At 41.2% G+C, this 17957-nt stretch carries 14 protein-coding genes and 3 pseudogenes; 16 read left to right on the top strand and 1 reads right to left on the bottom strand.

What is annotated here, in order from left to right:
* The 7 genes and pseudogenes from ACZ1G6_RS00605 (at position 1) to ACZ1G6_RS00575 (ending at position 8551) form a co-directional block, all read left to right on the top strand.
* On the top strand, positions 1–366 hold the full coding sequence (locus ACZ1G6_RS00605; protein WP_472617608.1) for a response regulator: 366 nt from the start codon (positions 1–3) through the stop codon (positions 364–366).
* A gap of 55 nt (positions 367–421) precedes the next feature.
* Positions 422–2395 (top strand): chemotaxis protein CheA, encoded by a 1974-nt coding sequence (locus ACZ1G6_RS00600; RefSeq protein WP_472617607.1) that lies wholly within the window; start codon positions 422–424, stop codon positions 2393–2395.
* Between the two features lie 61 nt (positions 2396–2456).
* Positions 2457–2906: a chemotaxis protein CheW gene (locus ACZ1G6_RS00595; protein WP_472619013.1), complete on the top strand. Its 450-nt coding sequence runs from the start codon at positions 2457–2459 to the stop codon at positions 2904–2906.
* Between the two features lies 1 nt (position 2907).
* On the top strand, positions 2908–6015 hold the full coding sequence (locus tag ACZ1G6_RS00590) for a methyl-accepting chemotaxis protein (RefSeq protein ID WP_472617606.1): 3108 nt from the start codon (positions 2908–2910) through the stop codon (positions 6013–6015).
* Between the two features lie 2 nt (positions 6016–6017).
* On the top strand, positions 6018–6860 hold the full coding sequence (locus tag ACZ1G6_RS00585; RefSeq protein WP_472617605.1) for a CheR family methyltransferase: 843 nt from the start codon (positions 6018–6020) through the stop codon (positions 6858–6860).
* Positions 6857–7467, top strand: a pseudogene (gene cheD / locus ACZ1G6_RS00580) (chemoreceptor glutamine deamidase CheD). The gene ACZ1G6_RS00585 and the pseudogene cheD overlap by 4 nt, the downstream one beginning before the upstream one ends.
* 34 nt (positions 7468–7501) lie before the next feature.
* A complete protein-coding gene (locus ACZ1G6_RS00575; RefSeq protein WP_472617604.1) occupies positions 7502–8551 on the top strand; it encodes a protein-glutamate methylesterase/protein-glutamine glutaminase in 1050 nt (349 codons plus the stop codon).
* Positions 8552–8574: 23 nt separating this feature from the next.
* Here ACZ1G6_RS00575 and ACZ1G6_RS00570 read toward each other — a convergent pair whose 3' ends face one another.
* Entirely contained in the window at positions 8575–10215 is a 1641-nt protein-coding gene (locus ACZ1G6_RS00570; protein WP_472617603.1) for a GGDEF domain-containing response regulator, read from the bottom strand.
* Positions 10216–10542: 327 nt separating this feature from the next.
* Here ACZ1G6_RS00570 and aroQ point away from each other — a divergent pair, with 327 nt between their 5' ends.
* The 9 genes and pseudogenes from aroQ to purH all read left to right on the top strand — a co-directional run bounded on the left by aroQ (position 10543) and on the right by purH (position 17922).
* On the top strand, positions 10543–10977 hold the full coding sequence (gene aroQ / locus ACZ1G6_RS00565) for a type II 3-dehydroquinate dehydratase (protein ID WP_472617602.1): 435 nt from the start codon (positions 10543–10545) through the stop codon (positions 10975–10977).
* Positions 10978–10998: 21 nt separating this feature from the next.
* Positions 10999–11451, top strand: coding sequence for an acetyl-CoA carboxylase biotin carboxyl carrier protein (accB, locus tag ACZ1G6_RS00560; RefSeq protein WP_472617601.1), 453 nt, complete (start codon positions 10999–11001; stop codon positions 11449–11451).
* A 10-nt stretch (positions 11452–11461) separates the two neighbouring features.
* Positions 11462–12811: pseudogene (gene accC, locus ACZ1G6_RS00555) on the top strand (acetyl-CoA carboxylase biotin carboxylase subunit).
* Between the two features lie 352 nt (positions 12812–13163).
* Positions 13164–13526 carry a hypothetical protein gene (locus ACZ1G6_RS00550; RefSeq protein WP_472617600.1) on the top strand — a complete coding sequence of 121 codons (363 nt, stop codon included), beginning with the start codon at positions 13164–13166 and terminating at the stop codon, positions 13524–13526.
* A gap of 9 nt (positions 13527–13535) precedes the next feature.
* Positions 13536–13709, top strand: coding sequence for a DUF6435 family protein (locus ACZ1G6_RS00545; protein ID WP_472617599.1), 174 nt, complete (start codon positions 13536–13538; stop codon positions 13707–13709).
* Positions 13710–13803: 94 nt separating this feature from the next.
* Entirely contained in the window at positions 13804–14685 is an 882-nt protein-coding gene (gene prmA / locus ACZ1G6_RS00540; protein ID WP_472617598.1) for a 50S ribosomal protein L11 methyltransferase, read from the top strand.
* Between the two features lie 183 nt (positions 14686–14868).
* Positions 14869–15868, top strand: a pseudogene (dusB, locus tag ACZ1G6_RS00535) (tRNA dihydrouridine synthase DusB).
* A 33-nt stretch (positions 15869–15901) separates the two neighbouring features.
* A complete protein-coding gene (fis, locus tag ACZ1G6_RS00530) occupies positions 15902–16195 on the top strand; it encodes a DNA-binding transcriptional regulator Fis (protein WP_472617597.1) in 294 nt (97 codons plus the stop codon).
* 131 nt (positions 16196–16326) lie between these two features.
* Complete coding sequence (purH, locus tag ACZ1G6_RS00525) at positions 16327–17922, top strand: bifunctional phosphoribosylaminoimidazolecarboxamide formyltransferase/IMP cyclohydrolase (RefSeq protein ID WP_472617596.1); 1596 nt, start codon at positions 16327–16329, stop codon at positions 17920–17922.
* Positions 17923–17957: the final 35 nt, after the last annotated feature.

Here is a 17957-nt window from a genome sequence, read left to right as displayed (position 1 = left end):
ATGAATAAGCATATATTGGTTGTAGATGACTCTCCGTCTATCCGTCAAATGGTACAAGTCACACTTAAATCAGCAAAATATGAAGTCTCGACGGCTGAAGATGGTCAGGTCGCATTAGATTTATGCAAAAGGATGAGATACGACTTTGTTATTACCGATCAGAATATGCCTAGAATGGACGGTTTGACACTAATCAAATCCTTGCGCGGCTTACCCTCATACAGGGCAACACCTATAGTGGTATTGACCACAGAGGCAAGCGATGCGATGAAAGCAAAAGGTCGAGCAGCCGGCGCAACCGGCTGGATGGTGAAACCCTTCGACCCGCAAAAACTGCTCACAGTTGCTTCCAAAGTATTATCGTAATTATAACGTACTAGAGAGCTTTCATACTTAGGCTCTACACTAGAAGGATAATTTGATGTCTGTAGATATGAGTCAATTCTACGGTGTCTTTTTTGAAGAAAGCCAAGAGCACCTCGACAATATGGAACATCTCCTTATGGAGCTGTCTTTAGACGATCCTGACATCGAGGAGCTTAATAGCATTTTTAGAGCCGCACACTCGATAAAAGGTGGTAGCGGTGTGTTTGGTTTTGACGCTCTAACGGGCCTTACTCATGTGATGGAAAACATCCTAGATTTAGCACGAAACCAAGAAATAGTTATGACAAAAGAGATTGTCGACAGGCTGCTGATTACTGTCGATATTCTAAAGCAAATATTAGAGTGTTATCAAAACGAAGATGACATTGATTGGGACGCAATCGAAAAAGGAACCCAAGCACTTGAGCAACTGTTAAAAAACGACGAACAAGACGCTCATTCGGATGCTGATGAACAAGAGCAAGGCTTTGGTTTATTTGAAGACCCTGTTATTGATACCCAAGACGAAGATTTTGGCTTCTTTGAAGCAGTTGAAGTACCGCTTCAGCAAGAAGATAGTTTTGGATTTTTTGAAGATGACCTAAGCTCAGAAAATGAACAAAGCCCAGTAAACGCGACAGATGCAGCAAGTGAAGACATAGAAGAAGATTTTGGTTTTTTTGAGCCACTAGAAGCCGAATCTTCACCAAAAGAAGCTAGCAAAACAGCTTCTAAGACCGAAACGGCATCTGCGAAAAAAGCATCCGCTCCACAAGCAACGGCAGCGAGTAAACCCTCAAAAGCTCCCGCTAAAAATAAACCAAAAAGTGAAACCAAAGAATCTACATCAATTCGAGTCGATACGCTTAAAATAGACTCTTTAGTCAATTTAGTGGGTGAATTAGTTATCACCCAATCAATGATAAAGATCGTCGGCAAAGATGTTCATGGGGAAGCTGAAGAAAAGCTAGACGGCGCGATAAACGAGCTTTCTCGCAATATTCGAGAAATCCAAGAAGCCGTTATGTCAATGCGTATGCTACCGATGTCATTTGCCTTTAATCGCTTCCCTCGCGTGATACGAGATTTAGCTGATAAGCTTGATAAACAAGTCGAATTAGTGATTGATGGTGGCGCAACTGAAATCGATAAAGGCATGATTGAAAAGCTTGTTGATCCCCTCACTCACCTAATTAGAAATAGTATCGACCATGGCATTGAAATGCCAGAAGTAAGAAAAGCAGCTGGAAAAACCGAAAAAGGTACTGTTATTTTAGGCGCAGAGCAGCGCGGCGGTAGCATTATCATCACTATCACAGATGACGGTGCTGGATTAAACCGAGAACGAATACTTGATAAAGCAATTACCAATGGTTTGGATGTATCACCTGATATGCCTGATGAAAAAGTCTGGCCATTAATTTTTGAAGCGGGTTTTTCAACAGCAGAAGCGGTGACCGATGTCTCAGGAAGAGGCGTGGGTATGGATGTAGTTCGCCGAAACATAGAATCAATCGGCGGTATGGTTGAAATTGAAAGCACGCAAGGAGAAGGAAGCGTATTTAGAATTCGACTCCCCCTTACACTGGCCATTGTTGATGGTATGTGTGTTTCAGTTGCCAATCAAACCTTCGTCATCCCCTTAACCAATATTATTGAATCGATGCAACCAAGTACTGAGCAAATCAAAACACTACAAAATGACCATTTGTTGTGGGTACGAGGTGAATACTGGCCACTTGTTGCATTGCATAAATTAATGGGGATTGACAAGGCAATAAGTGAGCCCACCAAAGCGATTGTTGTGCTAGTAGAAACAAGCCGTAAACGCTTTGGTGTTTTAGTCGATGCCCTTGAGGGCCAACAACAAGTCGTCATTAAAAGCCTTGAACAACATTATAAACGAGTCCCTGGTGTAGCTGGCGCTACGATTATGGGGGACGGTAGCGTCGCGATGATACTAGACGTTGAATCCATCGCTACAGAAGTAAAATCTTTAACTCCTCAGGAGGTGTCCATTGCAAGCTAGCGCACAACACCAAAATCAACAACATGATTTACACAATACCAATGAAACTCAGCAAGAGTTCTTGACCTTTGTGTTAGGCGACGAAAACTATGCACTGGATATTATGACAGTGAAAGAAATTAGAGGCTATGAAGATGTGACTAAAATAGCCAATGCACCTGACTACATTAAAGGCGTGTTAAATCTACGAGGCGACATAGTGCCAATTGTTGATTTAAGACTCAAGTTTAACGTAGGTACAGCAAGCTACGACGAGTTTACAATCGTCATAATGTTGATGGTCAAAGAACGCATTGTCGGCATTGTGGTAGATGAGGTTAGCGATGTCATAAAAGTTAATGAATCAGACATCAAAGCGCCGCCTGAGTTTGGTGTAGCCTTTGATAGTGCTTATTTGCATGGCTTAACCACAATAAACGAACAAATGATTATTTTAGTCAATATTCAAAAGTTGATTTCAAGTGATGAGCTTGGATTACTTGATAACAGCATGAAATCGGAGCAAGAGTAAAATGAAAGTGTTTAATATATTCGATAATATCAAACTACCCATTAAGATGGGTCTGATTGCTGTACTGGCAATTGCCGGTCTAGCTTTGCCTACTTACTATTATACTCAGTTGTCGTATGACAATGAGTCCTCATCAAAAATAGAGTTACAAGGCATTGAACCGGCCTCTGCGGTTGTAATGTTGAAGAAGGTCATGGCAGAGCACAGAGGGCTATCGGCATCTTATCTAAATGGTAATGATAATGCTCGGCTTTCATTAGGTGATAAATCACGGTCCGTAGATGAACAATTTAATGTCGTTAGCAGGCTGATCAAAGGCGAAGATACCGGTAGCCTGAAATCTCAACTTAACAACATCAAATCACAGTGGGATGGCATCAAAAACCGTGTACCCAGTCAACAAATACCTGCTAGTGAGTCATTTGCAAGTCACTCAGGCCTTATACAGCAAGCTGATTTACTGGTGTCTGAAATTTCAAAGCACTACTTATTAAGTTATGACCCATCAGCAGCCAGTTATCATGTGATTATTGCTAATTTCCAAAACTTACCTCGCCTTTCAGATGCATTAGGTAAAGTGCGCGGCTCAGGTGCAGGGGCGTTAGCCTCAGGTGCACCTTCAGCCGCCCAAAAAGCAGCTATTAGCGGCTACTTAAATACTATCGTATCGCCACTTCAAGATTTAACATACAACATGCAATCAGCTGCTGACGCTGATAAACGATTCGACTCCCTTGCAAATGATGTTCGAGCTCTTAACGATAAAGCAGAACAACTTTCAAGACTGGTAAGAGCTGAAATTCTCGACAAAACCTCAACAAGTTATGGTTCTGACCAGTTTTTCAATGAATATAGCGCTCTTATCAATACCCTATACACTGTTCATGAGGGCAGTGTTGGTTTACTTTACAGTGTTATTGAAGAACGCGTTGACAGCAATGCTGCTGAGCGAACCCGCACGCTATTTTTCGTTATCGCACTTTTAGCAATAAGCGGTGTCATTGGCTTTATTATTGTCAGTTCGGTCACCAGCTCTGCCAATAAATTGATTGGTGTCTTTTCTAGCTTAGCCAAAGGAAACTTTCAAGTTGATTTTACGACTACGCGTAAAGATGAAATGGGTGTTTTGGAGTCGCGCTTATCTGAATTATCACAGCAACTAGAGCAAGGTGCTCAGGTGTCCCTTGAAGCCTCAAAAGTTAAACAAGCCTTGGATAATTGTTCAACACCGTTCATGATGTCAGATAACGATCGCACCATTCGTTATATGAATGATGCGGTATATAATCTACTGAAAAAATGCGAATCTGAGATTCGTAAAGACTTACCGCAATTTAATGTCGAAACACTAATTGGCACCCGTATTGATAGTTTCCATACTAATCCTGCACATCAGCATGCAGTACTTGATGGCCTTAAAACAGTTCATGAAGCCAAGTTAGACTTAGGGGCCTTCTCATTTAAACTGATGATTAACCCAATAAGAGACGAAAACGGCAAAGACTTGGGTAATTCGGTCGAATGGTATGATATGACAGAAATATATGAAGAAGAGCGCCGAGTAGCACGTGTGTTAGAGGCTCTTGATTCTGCTTCGACAAATGTCATGATTGCCAATGCGGATCGCGAAATCATTTACTTGAATCGCGCTGTTCAAGATATGCTTGACGATTCAGAGGCAGACTTGCGTAAGGTATTGCCTCACTTTAATGCCAAAGATGTCATTGGTAAAAATATGGATGTCTTCCATAAGGACCCAAGCCATCAAAAAGCTTTGCTTGAACGCTTAAACGACAAGTTTGTATCACAAATTACAATCGGCGCACGCATTTTCAGACTCACTGCCAGCCCAATTATGGATGTGCAAAACAAACGCATCGGCACCGTTGTTGAATGGTTAGATAGAACAAAAGAGGTATTAGCAGAGCGTGAGATTGCCGAAATCGTGGAAGCTAGCCTTAAAGGCGACTTTACAAAACGTGCGAAAGAAGAAGGCAAAGAAGATTTCTTACTTGCTTTAGCACAAGGCCTAAACCAGCTCATTAAAACAACCGAGTCTGGTCTAAATGAAGTGAGTAACGTTATGCTTGCCTTAAGCGAAGGTGACTTAACCAAGCGTGTTACCAGTGACTATCAAGGTACCTTTAACGATCTGAAAAACTACACAAACAGCACAACAGAAAACCTAGCTAATATTATCAGCAATATCCGTGAAGCGAGCGATACGATAAACAATGCCTCTTCTGAAATTGCCCAAGGTAATTCTGATTTATCAACCCGTACCGAACAACAAGCGTCAAGTCTTGAAGAAACCGCCTCTAGTATGGAAGAGTTAACCAGTACGGTTCGCTTAAATGCAGAAAATGCCAACCAAGCCAATGGACTTGCATCACAAGCGTCACAAGTGGCAGGTAGTGGTGGCGAGCTCATTAGCCAAGTTGTCGATACTATGGCCTCGATTAACGAATCATCTAATAAGATCTCAGATATTATTGGGGTGATTGATGGTATTGCCTTCCAAACCAATATACTGGCTCTAAATGCAGCGGTAGAGGCGGCAAGAGCCGGTGAACAAGGACGAGGATTTGCTGTAGTAGCATCTGAGGTTCGTACTCTTGCGCAGCGCTCGGCAAATGCCGCAAAAGATATTAAAGACTTGATTTCTGACTCGGTGTCAAAAGTTGAAAGTGGCAACAATCTGGTGAATCAGTCAGGTGATACGATGCAAGAAATCGTAGTCGCTATTCAACGTGTAAACGACATTATGAGTGAGATTGCAGCCGCGTCTGCCGAGCAAGCAAGCGGCATTGATGAAGTGAGCAAAGCAGTCACGCAAATGGATGAAATGACTCAACAAAACGCTGCATTGGTTGAAGAGTCAGCGGCAGCTGCCGAGAGTATGCGAGGACAAGCTTCTGACTTAAGCACTCGTGTGGGTACTTTCACCTTGGATGAACATGAAGTCGTTGCAAAAGCACATAAGCCGAAAGTTGATGCTTTATCGCAACAATTTGACGAACTACCTTCTGTTTCAAGCTCGCCGTCTCCTAAAAAGACAACCAAAGCAGCGCCTGCTTTGTCAGACGATGATGAGTGGGAAAGCTTTTAAGAATGCCTTTAGATGCTGCTAAGGATAAATCGAATAAGGAATTTGTCTTCGTCACTGCCGATTTTGAAGCAGTGCGAAGACGCCTTAAAAAAATCGCGGGGATTAACCTTGCCGATAGCAAAGATTCGATGGTTTACAGCCGACTTTCTAGACGCATACGTTCACTTAAAATGGCTAGCTTTGCCGAGTATCTTCGCTATGTCGACAATACCTCGGCCGAGCATCAAGAATTTGTTAATGCACTTACAACCAATCTAACCTCGTTTTTTAGAGAAAAACACCACTTTGCTGAGCTTGAGAGCTATGTTGCACAAGCCAAGCGCCCCTTAAAAATATGGTGCGCTGCATCTTCAACTGGTGAAGAGCCATATTCTATTGCGATTTCAGTGGTAGAAGCATTAGGTAAATTTAATGTTCCGGTAAAGATTATTGCCTCTGATATTGATTCAAACGTACTTGAAACCGCAAGCAAAGGAATATACAAAATTGCTCAGCTAGATGAGTTTTCAAGCAGTATGAAACAACGTTATTTTCATAGAGGCAAAGGCAGCAATAGTGGATTTGTAAAAGTTGTGCCTGAGCTTCGGGCATTAATTGAATTTAAAAAAATCAATCTAATGGATGATAAATGGAACCTACCAAAAGGCTTTGATATTGTCTTTTGCCGTAATGTCATGATTTATTTTGACAAAGAGACCCAACTTAATATCTTGGCAAAAATCGTGACCCATATGCACAAAAACAGTCTGTACTTTGCAGGTCACTCAGAAAATTTTGGGCATATTAAGTCGTTACTCCATCCGTTAGGTAAAACTATTTACCGTCCCTTGGTAGACAATACATGAGTGTTTTATTTGATGAGCACTTAGCGTCTAATCGCTATTTTGACAAAAATTTCAATAGTGATGCTGTCAAAATATTGCCTATAGTGAGTATTTTGCTACTAATGATTCAACCATGATAGTGACTGTTTTAGGCTCATGCGTTTCTGTTTGCTTGCGTGACCCAATTACACGTGTTGCTGGTATGAATCACTTTTTACTGCCAGCCAATAAAGATGAATTAAACTTTAATTCTGAATCGGCTCGCTACGGCATTTATGCAATGGAGCTTTTGATTAACCACTTAATGAAAATAGGTGGCGGTAGACAGCGTTTGCAAGCAAAAGTGTTTGGTGGGGGTAACGTATTACAACAAATCAAATCAACAAGCGTAGGCGAAAAAAATTCAGCCTTTGTTAAAGAATATCTAAAGGCCGAAAACATCGAAGTCGTCGCAGAAGACTTGCTTGGAATTTACCCACGTAAAGTGTACTTCTTCCCTGAAACGGGCGAAGTCAAAGTACGAAAGCTGAAATCTCTGCACAATAAAACGATTCTGGAACGTGAAAGTGAATACAGTAGCAAGGTTAGTCAAGCACCTGCCACAGGTGATGTTGACTTGTTTGATTAATGCTAATCAAAACATTAAACATAATGAGTAATGAATGAATATTAGAGTATTAGTCGTTGATGATTCCGCACTTATCAGAAGCTTGCTTTCTCAAATCATCGAAAATGCGCCCGATATGACATTAGTGGGCGCAGCACCTGATGCTTATGTTGCCAAAGAAATGGTCATGGCCCATCATCCAGACGTTATTACACTTGATATCGAGATGCCCAAGGTTGATGGCTTAACATTTCTAGAAAAATTAATGAAAGCGAAGCCAACTCCCGTCGTGATGATATCGACCTTAACTGAGCGTGGCGCTGACGCTACTATTCGTTCATTAGAATTAGGCGCTATAGATTTTATTGCTAAACCTAAAATCAATGTTGCAAACAATATTGCCGATTATGAAAGCGAGATTTTGGCAAAAATCCGGATTGCTGCGAAATCCAAGCCTCGCCCCAATTCAATGGCAAGAATTGCCGCTCGAACAAGGCCAATTCAGTACTCTGGCACTGAAACAATCGTTGCAATTGGTGCGTCAACAGGTGGAACAGAAGCAATTAAAGAAGTGCTACAGTCTTTGCCGCCCGCGTTTCCTGCAACGGTTATCACACAACATATGCCCGTTGCATTTACTAAATCGTTTGCCAAACGACTTGACGGCACTTGCCAAATAAACGTCAAAGAAGCAGTTGATGGTGAGCGCATATTACTTGGCAACGCCTATATTGCTCCTGGTGATCAACACTTAACGATTGTTCGTCATGGTGCAGACTATCGCGTGAAATTAGATGATGGGCCATTGGTCAGTGGCCATAAACCCTCTGTAGACGTCATGTTTGACTCTTTAGCAAAAACGGTCGGCAAAAACACGGTTACAACCATTTTGACAGGCATGGGAAAAGATGGCGCAAAAGGCATGCTCGCTTTAAAAGAATCTGGCGCCATCACAATGTCACAAGATGAAAAAACCTGTGTCGTTTACGGAATGCCCAAAGCCGCAATGGAAATAGGTGCTACTGTGCATAGCATTCCACTTGAGAAGATGGCTGCAGCACTCATACAAGCGATAGAAAAAAGAGGAAGCGGGACTCGAATGTAGCGAGTTGCTGAAAAGCTAAATAGTTATTTTTTAGGCTCTTTTGATATGAATTTTACGACTTTATTACGCCCTGTCTCTTTAGCATTATAAAGCGCTCTATCTGCATTGACCATCGCAGGCTGTACGCTTTTATAACCACTTAAATCAATGACACCTGCACTGAACGTAACACCAAAGTTATTACCTTTATGGTTAAAGCGCATTTTCCCAAATGAATCTTTGATAAGTTGTACTTTATTGGCAGCATCGGTCAAAGTACAATCTTCAAATACAATGACAAACTCTTCACCACCATAGCGCCCAACATGATCAGTTTCACGTACCGAGCTTACAAATAGTTGCCCAAGTGCTGACAACACTCTATCTCCCATTACATGACCGTATTCATCGTTAACACGTTTGAAATGGTCAACATCAATGATCACAAGCGATGTCGCAATGTTCTTTCGATTACCGTTGCGGATAGCTTGATTGGCACTTTCAATGATTTGCCCATGGTTCAACACACCTGTAAGAGGATCTTTTGCTACAAAGGATTTAATTGCAGAGGCCCTATCAAGTCGCGTCATTACTTGATGCGAAATGGTTTTTAATGAGGCTGATTTATTTATCACATCATCAGCCCCTACTTCGATTGCTTTGAGTCGGGTTTCAACTTTCTCATCGGCAGTGACAAATAAAATAGGTGAAAACTCAAATTTTGACTCTTGGCGCAACATTTTAGCCACTTCAAACCCGTCGACATCAGGCATGATCAAATCTAAAAAAAACATGTCGGGATTAATGTCGGATAAATTCTCAAACAGTTCTTTTGCCGAGCTAAAGTAAGCTACATCACAGCCTAATTGCTCAAGCATTGTTTTATAAAACGAGCCCATAGTGGGATGGTCATCTAAGATAACTAACTGATAGTTGTTGCGTTTTTGTAACCCAAGCACTCTGCCAATTTTTTCTACCAATACATAAGTATTAATCGGTTTTACGACATAGTCAGCAACGTTGGCGCGCACGGCTAGCAGACGTGTATCAAAGGTAAACTTACTTGAACAACTTATGACTTTTATACCTTTATCCACTAGCTCCTTAGCAAAACCAAATACTCCTTCTTGTGTAATATCGGGCATAACGATATCGAGTAAAACTAAATCTGGTGAGACTTTATCTTCAACCTCTTTGAATGCATCGATACTGGTAAAATAACTAGTGGTCAATGAAAACTCTTTTAACGTCATGGCGAGTGATTGCGCCATCGACAATTGATCATCAATAATAGCTATGTGAGGTTTGACATTTCTAGATATCTTACTGGAGTAGGCACTAGCTTGTTCAGATAATTCTTTTGAATTTGATTCTTGTAAGAACACATTGCCTTGAGCACCGTCTTCTTTGATCATCTGATTCATTAGCCAATCAATTTCAATGATCACTTCTTTGTTAGACTTTTGCTTATAATTAAACTGTTCGCAAGTTTTTAGAATACTCGTAAGTACGTTCACCAATACGTCTAATGATAGGTCTTTAGCATCAACCAACATGTCTTCGCAGTAGGACTTAAATACATCGATGTCCCCTACTCGTTGGTTTTTTCTTGATTTAGCCCAAGTTTTCCGTAGCTCAATCAAGGCTTGTTTATATTTGGCCTCATACCCGTCGGGTAAACACATTAATTAGCTCCGCGCTTAGTCATTATCTACTAGTGATATTATGGTATCGGCCTATTTGGCAAAATATTTGATATTTATCATGTAATTTAACTAGTTTAAGCAAAAACTATACTAAAGTTGTTAAAGCCTTACAGAACTAAAAACACGCCATCTTCGCTGATTAGACCAGTAAAATGCTGAAAACGTGCATACAAGTGTGTTATTTTAATAGAGAAGAAAAAAATCAAGGGATTTTGACGTTCGCTAGCGGTGAAAAATACACATTTTGAACGTTCACTGCATTTTAGCGTCACAATACCGTACAAATCGATACAAAATAGGACATTAATGCATATATTATTGTTAAACGGCCCAAATCTCAATTTGCTCGGTACGCGAGAACCAACCGTTTATGGTAGTCACACCTTACAGGACATAGAGCAAAATTTAATTGAGCTTGGCAATACCATCGATGTAAAGGTATCGGCCTTTCAGTCAAATTCTGAAGGCGCATTAATCGAAAAAATACACAACAGTGCTAACGACGTAGATGGAATAGTGATTAATCCAGCTGCATATACCCATACGAGTGTTGCGCTACGAGATGCGCTTTTAGGAACCGCAATTCCTTTTGTAGAAGTGCACATTTCAAATGTATACGCCCGTGAGAGCTTTAGACACCATTCATATTTCAGTGATGCAGCTATAGGTTGCGTGATTGGACTTGGGGTAGCAGGTTATAGGTATGCGTTTGAAGCGCTAGTTGAACAATTACAAAAATAAATTTTTACAAAAGGCTTAATGATGGATATAAGAAAAATCAAGAAACTCATTGAATTGGTTGAAGAATCAGGAATTGCTGAGCTTGAAATTACAGAAGGCGAAGAGTCAGTGAGAATTCATAGAGGCGGTAGCCAAGCAGCTGTTAACTACGCGCCTCAGCCACAAGTGATGCAAGCACCTGTTGCACCAGCACCAGCCCCTAGCGCAGAACCTGCAGCACCAGCGGCACCAGTTGTAGCTGGACATACTCAAAAATCGCCAATGGTAGGAACTTTTTACCGCTCATCATCGCCAGAATCCAAACCGTTTGTCGAAGTAGGACAACAAGTTAAAGCGGGCGAAACACTGTGCATCATTGAAGCTATGAAGATGATGAACCAAATCGAAGCCGAAGTTGATGGCACAGTCAAAGAGATAATGGTCGCTAATCAAGAATCAGTTGAATTTGATCAGCCTCTTTTCATCATAGGATAAGGGCACCACAATGTTGGATAAAGTGTTAATAGCTAATCGTGGTGAAATTGCCCTGCGTGTTTTACGAGCGTGCAAAGAGCTTGGTATTAAAACCGTCGCAGCTCACTCGACAGCTGATAGAAATCTAAAACATGTTTTACTTGCTGACGAATCTATTTGTATTGGCAATGCCCCCGCAACCGAGAGTTACCTGAATATTCCTCGTATAATTGCAGCGGCTGAGGTAACAAATTCGATTGCCATTCACCCCGGATATGGTTTTTTATCTGAAAGTGCAGACTTTGCTGAAGCCGTTGAAAAAAGCGGCTTTGTATTTATAGGCCCTACTGCTGAGACTATTAGTTTAATGGGTGACAAAGTATCTGCCATTGCCGCTATGCGTAAAGCAGGCGTGCCTTGTGTACTCAGGTTCAGATGGCCCTTTAGGTAACGATGCAGACAAAAACAAAGCAATTGCAAAACGCATTGGGTATCCAATGATCGTTAAAGCCGCAGGTGGCGGTGGTGGTCGTGGAATGCGGATTGTTCGCAGTGAAGACGAGCTTGTTGAAGCGATAAAAATGACCAAGCAAGAAGCCGGTGCAGCGTTTAACAATGACGTAGTCTACATGGAAAAGTTTCTTGAGAATCCTCGTCATATTGAGATTCAAGTACTTGCTGATGGTCAAGGAAATGCAGTACATCTTGGTGAGCGAGACTGTTCTATGCAGCGACGCCATCAAAAAGTAGTAGAAGAAGCACCAGCACCAAGGCATTTCTGATTCAATGCGCGAAAAAATCGGTGAACGTTGCCGTCGAGCCTGTATTGAACTTAACTATCGAGGCGCGGGTACATTTGAGTTTTTATATGAAAACGGCGAATTTTATTTCATCGAAATGAATACCCGTATTCAAGTTGAACACCCAGTAACAGAAATGGTCACCGGTGTTGATTTAATTAAAGAGCAACTGCGAATTGCGGCGGGTCAACCCCTGTCAATTGAGCAATCTCAAATAAAGCTTAATGGCCACGCGATTGAATGTCGAATCAACGCAGAAGACGCCGTTACCTTTATCCCTAGCCCTAGCAAAATAAATATGTTTCATGCGCCTTAGTGGTTTGGGTGTTCGTTGGGAATCTCATATTTATTCGGGTTACTCGGTACCGCCATTTTATGACTCGATGATTGGTAAATTAATTACCTATGGCGAAAGTCGCGATGAAGCAATTGCTAGAATGCGTCATGCGCTTAATGAGCTTGTGATTGAAGGAATCAAAACCAATGTTCCTTTGCAACAGCGCATCATGCATGATGAAAACTTCTTTAATGGCGGAACGAACATTCACTACTTAGAGAAAAAGCTAGAGAACGAGTCTTAGCAACAAAAATGAAAAACAAAAAGCCAGCGTATGCTGGTTTTTTTATGCGCCTATTTGAATGAATTAAATAACACTGGCCCCAGTTTATCTTGTCAGTAACTTAGTAAATCCTCTAATATTTCTTTGCAATTACTTAATTCAGCAAAGTGTTTTTTCTTCATTGTGAAAGAATGATCCCTAATCTAGATTCATGTTGCAATGCAACGCTACCCAAACAATCTTCAATAAAATACTCGTTTTACTGATGCCTGTCTGATCTTTACAGTCTTAACTCACTTTTTAATTCGCATGATAACTACTGCAAGCTAAAAATGTATATAGTAAGGATATCTTTATAACACAGGCATAAGTGATGATTGACGACACAATTGATATATATACGTTGTTTACCTTGCGTTATGTCTTGGATAAAAAAGGCGACATTGTCGATTTAGTGCAAGACATTCAAGATCTACAAATATTTCCTGAACGATTAGAAGGCAGTTATCGGGCCGAATGGATAAGTTATGTGAAAAAGCGTTTACAGTACAAGCAGCTAACGCCCAACGAATTTACGCAACAAGAAATGTTTGCGCTTATCGATGACGGTAATAAGCAAGAGTTTACGCATCTAATAAAAATAATAGAACGAGCGATAGAAATTGAAGAAAATAGTAATGTAAAAGTAATCAAAACGCCGCTTAAAGCGTATATAGAGTCACTATTAAAAATTTAGGCAATAACAATGTTTGGACTGTTCAAATCTAACCCTACTAAGAAATTACGCAAGCAATATGACATGAAACTTGAAAAGGCAATGCTAGCTCAGCGAAAAGGCGATATAAAAAGTTATTCAATGCTAACAGCTGAAGCAGAAGCGATGTGGAAAGAAATTGAAGCTTTAGAAAAAGCACAATAATACAAATCTGCTTTAATTGGTCCTTGTTGCAAGGCATTTGAGCTGTTGTTTTGTGGCGCGAGTATTCCAATGACACAATAACAAAGAGCAAATAATGGCTTGGCAACAAATCAAGATCAATACAAATTCCTCTACAGCAGAAGCCATCGGTGACATGTTAGAGTCGATTGGCGCGTCTTCTGTAACGTTTGTAGATGCTAAAGACACCCCCATGTACGAGCCAAAACCTGGCGAAACGATGCTTTGGCCAGATACTCAGGTAATAGGCTTGTTCGACGCGCTTGACGATATCAATCATGACGTGAACCAGATTAAGATAAAGTTCAGTCACGCCATATCGACACTTAAGATAGATCCGCTAGAAGACAAAGACTGGGTGCGCGAATGGCAGAAGCATTTCGAACCGATGAAGTTTGGTCAGTCGTTGTGGATTTGCCCTAGCTGGAAACCAATTCCAGACCCCAATGCAGTCAATATCATGCTAGATCCAGGACTCGCATTTGGCACGGGTACTCACCCAACAACATCCTTGTGTCTAAAGTGGTTAGACGAACACGACCTAACAAGCAAGGCAGTACTAGATTTTGGCTGCGGCTCGGGAATATTGGCTATTGCAGCATTAAAACTTGGTGCTCAAACAGCCATAGGTGTTGATATTGATCCCCAAGCGATTCAAGCAAGCCGCGACAACGCAATCAAAAATGATGTATCAGCACAGCTATCACTTTATCTGCCGTCTGAACAACCTCAAATACAAGCTGACATAGTAGTTGCCAACATCTTAGCAGCCCCCCTAAAAGAATTGCATGAAGTAATCGCCGCGACCTGCCGGCCGTCGGGATGGCTTATTATGTCTGGTATTTTACAAGAACAAGCTCAATCAGTTATGCAAGTCTATGATTCTATTTTTGATTTTGAGCCGGTCAAAACGCAAGGAGAATGGGTTCTATTGTGTGGCAAAAAGAAATTTACCTAAGTCAAGTAGATTATTTAAGATTCGTATAAAAAATAACCTTTTCAAGCGCTGCAAAAATCAGTAATATACGCCCCCCGTGAGTGGACCAACCACAACATGTAGTGTTGTGTGATTCAAATTGTAACTATTTGGGCGATATTATTTGCCACAAATATATCAATCGAAAACATAGAAGAGTAAAGGATGCAAATAGGACCGTATACACTGCGTAATAATTTGATACTTGCTCCAATGGCGGGTGTTACTGACAAACCTTTTCGCAAGTTGTGCGCGCAAAAAGGGGCAGGATTAGTGGTATCAGAAATGTTGTCTTCTAATCCTAGAGTCTGGAACACTGCAAAGTCTATGCATCGAATGAATCACGAGGGCGAACAAGGCATAAGAGCGGTTCAAATTGCAGGAAATGAACCAGCACTAATGGCTCAAGCAGCGCGCTTTAATGTCGAGCATGGCGCACAGATAATCGACATTAACATGGGTTGTCCAGCAAAAAAGGTAAATCGTAAACTAGCAGGCTCTGCTTTATTGCAACAGCCCGCGCTGGTAAGCGAAATCCTTTACAGTGTGGTAAATGCGGTAGATGTTCCCGTGACTTTGAAAATAAGGACCGGTTGGGACGAAGAAAACCGAAATGGCGTACATATCGCCAAAATAGCTGAAAACTGTGGCATACAGTCTTTAGCCGTTCATGGACGTACTCGAACATGCATGTTTAAAGGTGAAGTAGAATTTGACACTATCGCCGAAATTAAAAACAGCATCTCGATTCCTGTGATTGCAAATGGTGATATACGTAATGCCGATGATGCAAAGTTTGTGCTTGATTATACCGGTGCAGATGGCGTGATGATTGGAAGGGCTGCGCAAGGGAATCCTTGGATTTTTTCACAAGTTGAACACTTTTTATCAACGGGTGATTACCTTAGCTCCCCCGTGTATTGAAGAGCAAGCCAAAACATGCATACAACATGTTGAGGATATCTGCTTATTATACGGTGAACACATGGGCGTGCGCATTGCTCGAAAACACGTAGGTTGGTATGTAGCTCATTTTGACAACGAAAAAACGTTTAGGAATGGGTTTAATACGATAGAAAGTAAAGACTTGCAAATTGAGTCAATAAAACAGTTTTATTCAACGCTGCCTGATCAAGTTCGCGAAAGCAACTGTGATGCAGCCTAAGTTTATATTTTAATAAAGAGAGCAGTCATTTTTATGTTCGATCAAAATCTTACATCTCCATTTAGTACGACAGTTACAACTCCTTCGCAAACTCAAGCGCAAAAACCGCTTCGTTCATCAGTGAAGCAAGCCGTCAATAAGTATCTTAAAGAACTTAATAACCAAGATATCGACAATCTTTATGAATTAGTATTGGCTGAAATTGAAGCGCCTTTACTAGAAGAAGTAATGACTTACACTCGTGGCAATCAGACACGCGCTGCAAATTTAATGGGTATCAACCGCGGTACCTTACGCAAAAAACTTAAGCAGTATGGCTTAGGCTAAAGTGTCACAAAAAAGAGCGTTTTTTAACGCTCTTTTTTTTGTATAATTTGGCATAGAATCGGTAGTAACACACTAGTAACATAAAAGTCGTTAACTACTCCCCGCTTAAACACAATCACACAGAGTTAACCATGCAAAGCAACACTAAAATTACACGTGCGCTACTTAGCGTATCTGACAAAACCGGTATTGTGGAATTAGCAAAAGCACTTGCTAACATGAACGTAGAACTACTATCCACTGGCGGAACCGCTACGCTTCTTCGTCAAGAAGGCTTAGATGTCAAAGACGTAAGCGAACACACCGGTCATCCCGAAATCATGGACGGACGTGTAAAAACACTTCATCCTAAAATTCATGGTGGTATTTTAGGGCGGCGCGATATTGATGCTAATGTCATGCAAAAACACGAAATTGTGCCAATTGATTTAGTCGTAGTTAACCTTTATCCCTTTGCAGCAACTGTGGCAAACCCCGATTGTAGTTTTGATGATGCCATTGAAAATATTGATATTGGCGGTCCAGCAATGGTCAGAGCATCAGCTAAAAACTTTAAGGATGTAACGATTGTTGTCGACCCTAAAGACTACACAGAAGTGCTTGAGCAATTAAATGAATCAGGTGGCAGCGTTGAGTATCAAACACGCTTTTCTTTGGCAGTAAAAGCCTTTGAACACACTGCTCGTTATGATGGCATGGTAGCTAGTCACTTTGGTAGCCTAGTTGGCGACGACAACAGCGATGCAGAACAAGATGAACCATCTATTTTCCCACGCACATTCAATCTGCAATTCCAAAAAAAGCAAGATCTGCGATATGGTGAAAATAGCCACCAATCGGCTGCCTTTTATGTTGAACATGACATCGCAGAAGCGTCTGTTTCAAGTGCAACTCAATTGCAGGGTAAAGCGCTTTCATTTAATAATATTGCAGACACTGACGCAGCACTTGAATGCGTTAAAGAATTTGAACAAGCTGCATGCGTCATTGTTAAACATGCAAACCCTTGTGGTGTGGCGATTTCTGACACCATATTAAGCGCTTATCAAAAAGCCTTTAAAACCGACCCTACATCAGCGTTTGGTGGCATAATTGCCTTTAACCAAGAACTTGATGAAACGACCGCACAGGCTATTATCGATCAACAGTTTGTTGAAGTAATTATCGCGCCTAGCGTTAGTGATAAAGCGCAAACAGTATTGGCAAATAAACCAAATGTACGAGTGTTAGCTTGCGGTAATTGGTTAGGTCAGCTAACTGAAGAATTTGACTTAAAGCGTGTAAATGGCGGCGTCTTAGTCCAAGAGCGAGATTTTGGTATGGTAGAAGCCGATGACTTGACGGTAGTAACTGAAAAGCAGCCAACACCACAGCAGATAGACGATCTTCTTTTTACATGGAAAGTGGCAAAATATGTTAAATCTAACGCCATTGTTTATTGTAAAGATGGTGCAACTGTTGGTGTTGGCGCAGGGCAAATGAGCAGAGTGTATTCGGCTAAAATTGCGGGCATAAAAGCTGCAGATGAAAACCTTGAGGTTGAAGGCTGTGTAATGGCCTCGGATGCTTTCTTTCCATTTAGAGACGGCATTGACGCAGCGGCTAAAGCTGGCATCGCAGCAGTGATTCAACCGGGTGGTTCTATGCGAGATCAAGAAGTCATTGATGCCGCTAATGAGCATGGACTAGCCATGGTATTTACCTCAATGAGACACTTTAAGCACTAGTACAATATTAACAAGTTGATTTTTAACACAGCACT

The organism is Glaciecola sp. HA4-3, from assembly GCF_055693685.1.
The sequence above is the reverse complement of the archived record's forward strand: the minus strand, read 5'-3'. Positions and strand labels throughout refer to the sequence as shown.

Bases quoted from the DNA above. Each gene is read 5' to 3' on its own strand.
- ACZ1G6_RS00605 (WP_472617608.1), top strand. From the start codon at position 1: ATGAATAAGCATATATTGGTTGTAGATGACTCTCCGTCTATCCGTCAA.
- ACZ1G6_RS00600 (WP_472617607.1), top strand. From the start codon at position 422: ATGTCTGTAGATATGAGTCAATTCTACGGTGTCTTTTTTGAAGAAAGC.
- ACZ1G6_RS00590 (WP_472617606.1), top strand. From the start codon at position 2,908: ATGAAAGTGTTTAATATATTCGATAATATCAAACTACCCATTAAGATG.
- ACZ1G6_RS00585 (WP_472617605.1), top strand. From the start codon at position 6,018: ATGCCTTTAGATGCTGCTAAGGATAAATCGAATAAGGAATTTGTCTTC.
- ACZ1G6_RS00575 (WP_472617604.1), top strand. From the start codon at position 7,502: ATGAATATTAGAGTATTAGTCGTTGATGATTCCGCACTTATCAGAAGC.
- ACZ1G6_RS00570 (WP_472617603.1), bottom strand. From the start codon at position 10,215: ATGTGTTTACCCGACGGGTATGAGGCCAAATATAAACAAGCCTTGATT.
- aroQ (WP_472617602.1), top strand. From the start codon at position 10,543: ATGCATATATTATTGTTAAACGGCCCAAATCTCAATTTGCTCGGTACG.
- accB (WP_472617601.1), top strand. From the start codon at position 10,999: ATGGATATAAGAAAAATCAAGAAACTCATTGAATTGGTTGAAGAATCA.
- ACZ1G6_RS00550 (WP_472617600.1), top strand. From the start codon at position 13,164: ATGATTGACGACACAATTGATATATATACGTTGTTTACCTTGCGTTAT.
- ACZ1G6_RS00545 (WP_472617599.1), top strand. From the start codon at position 13,536: ATGTTTGGACTGTTCAAATCTAACCCTACTAAGAAATTACGCAAGCAA.
- prmA (WP_472617598.1), top strand. From the start codon at position 13,804: ATGGCTTGGCAACAAATCAAGATCAATACAAATTCCTCTACAGCAGAA.
- fis (WP_472617597.1), top strand. From the start codon at position 15,902: ATGTTCGATCAAAATCTTACATCTCCATTTAGTACGACAGTTACAACT.
- purH (WP_472617596.1), top strand. From the start codon at position 16,327: ATGCAAAGCAACACTAAAATTACACGTGCGCTACTTAGCGTATCTGAC.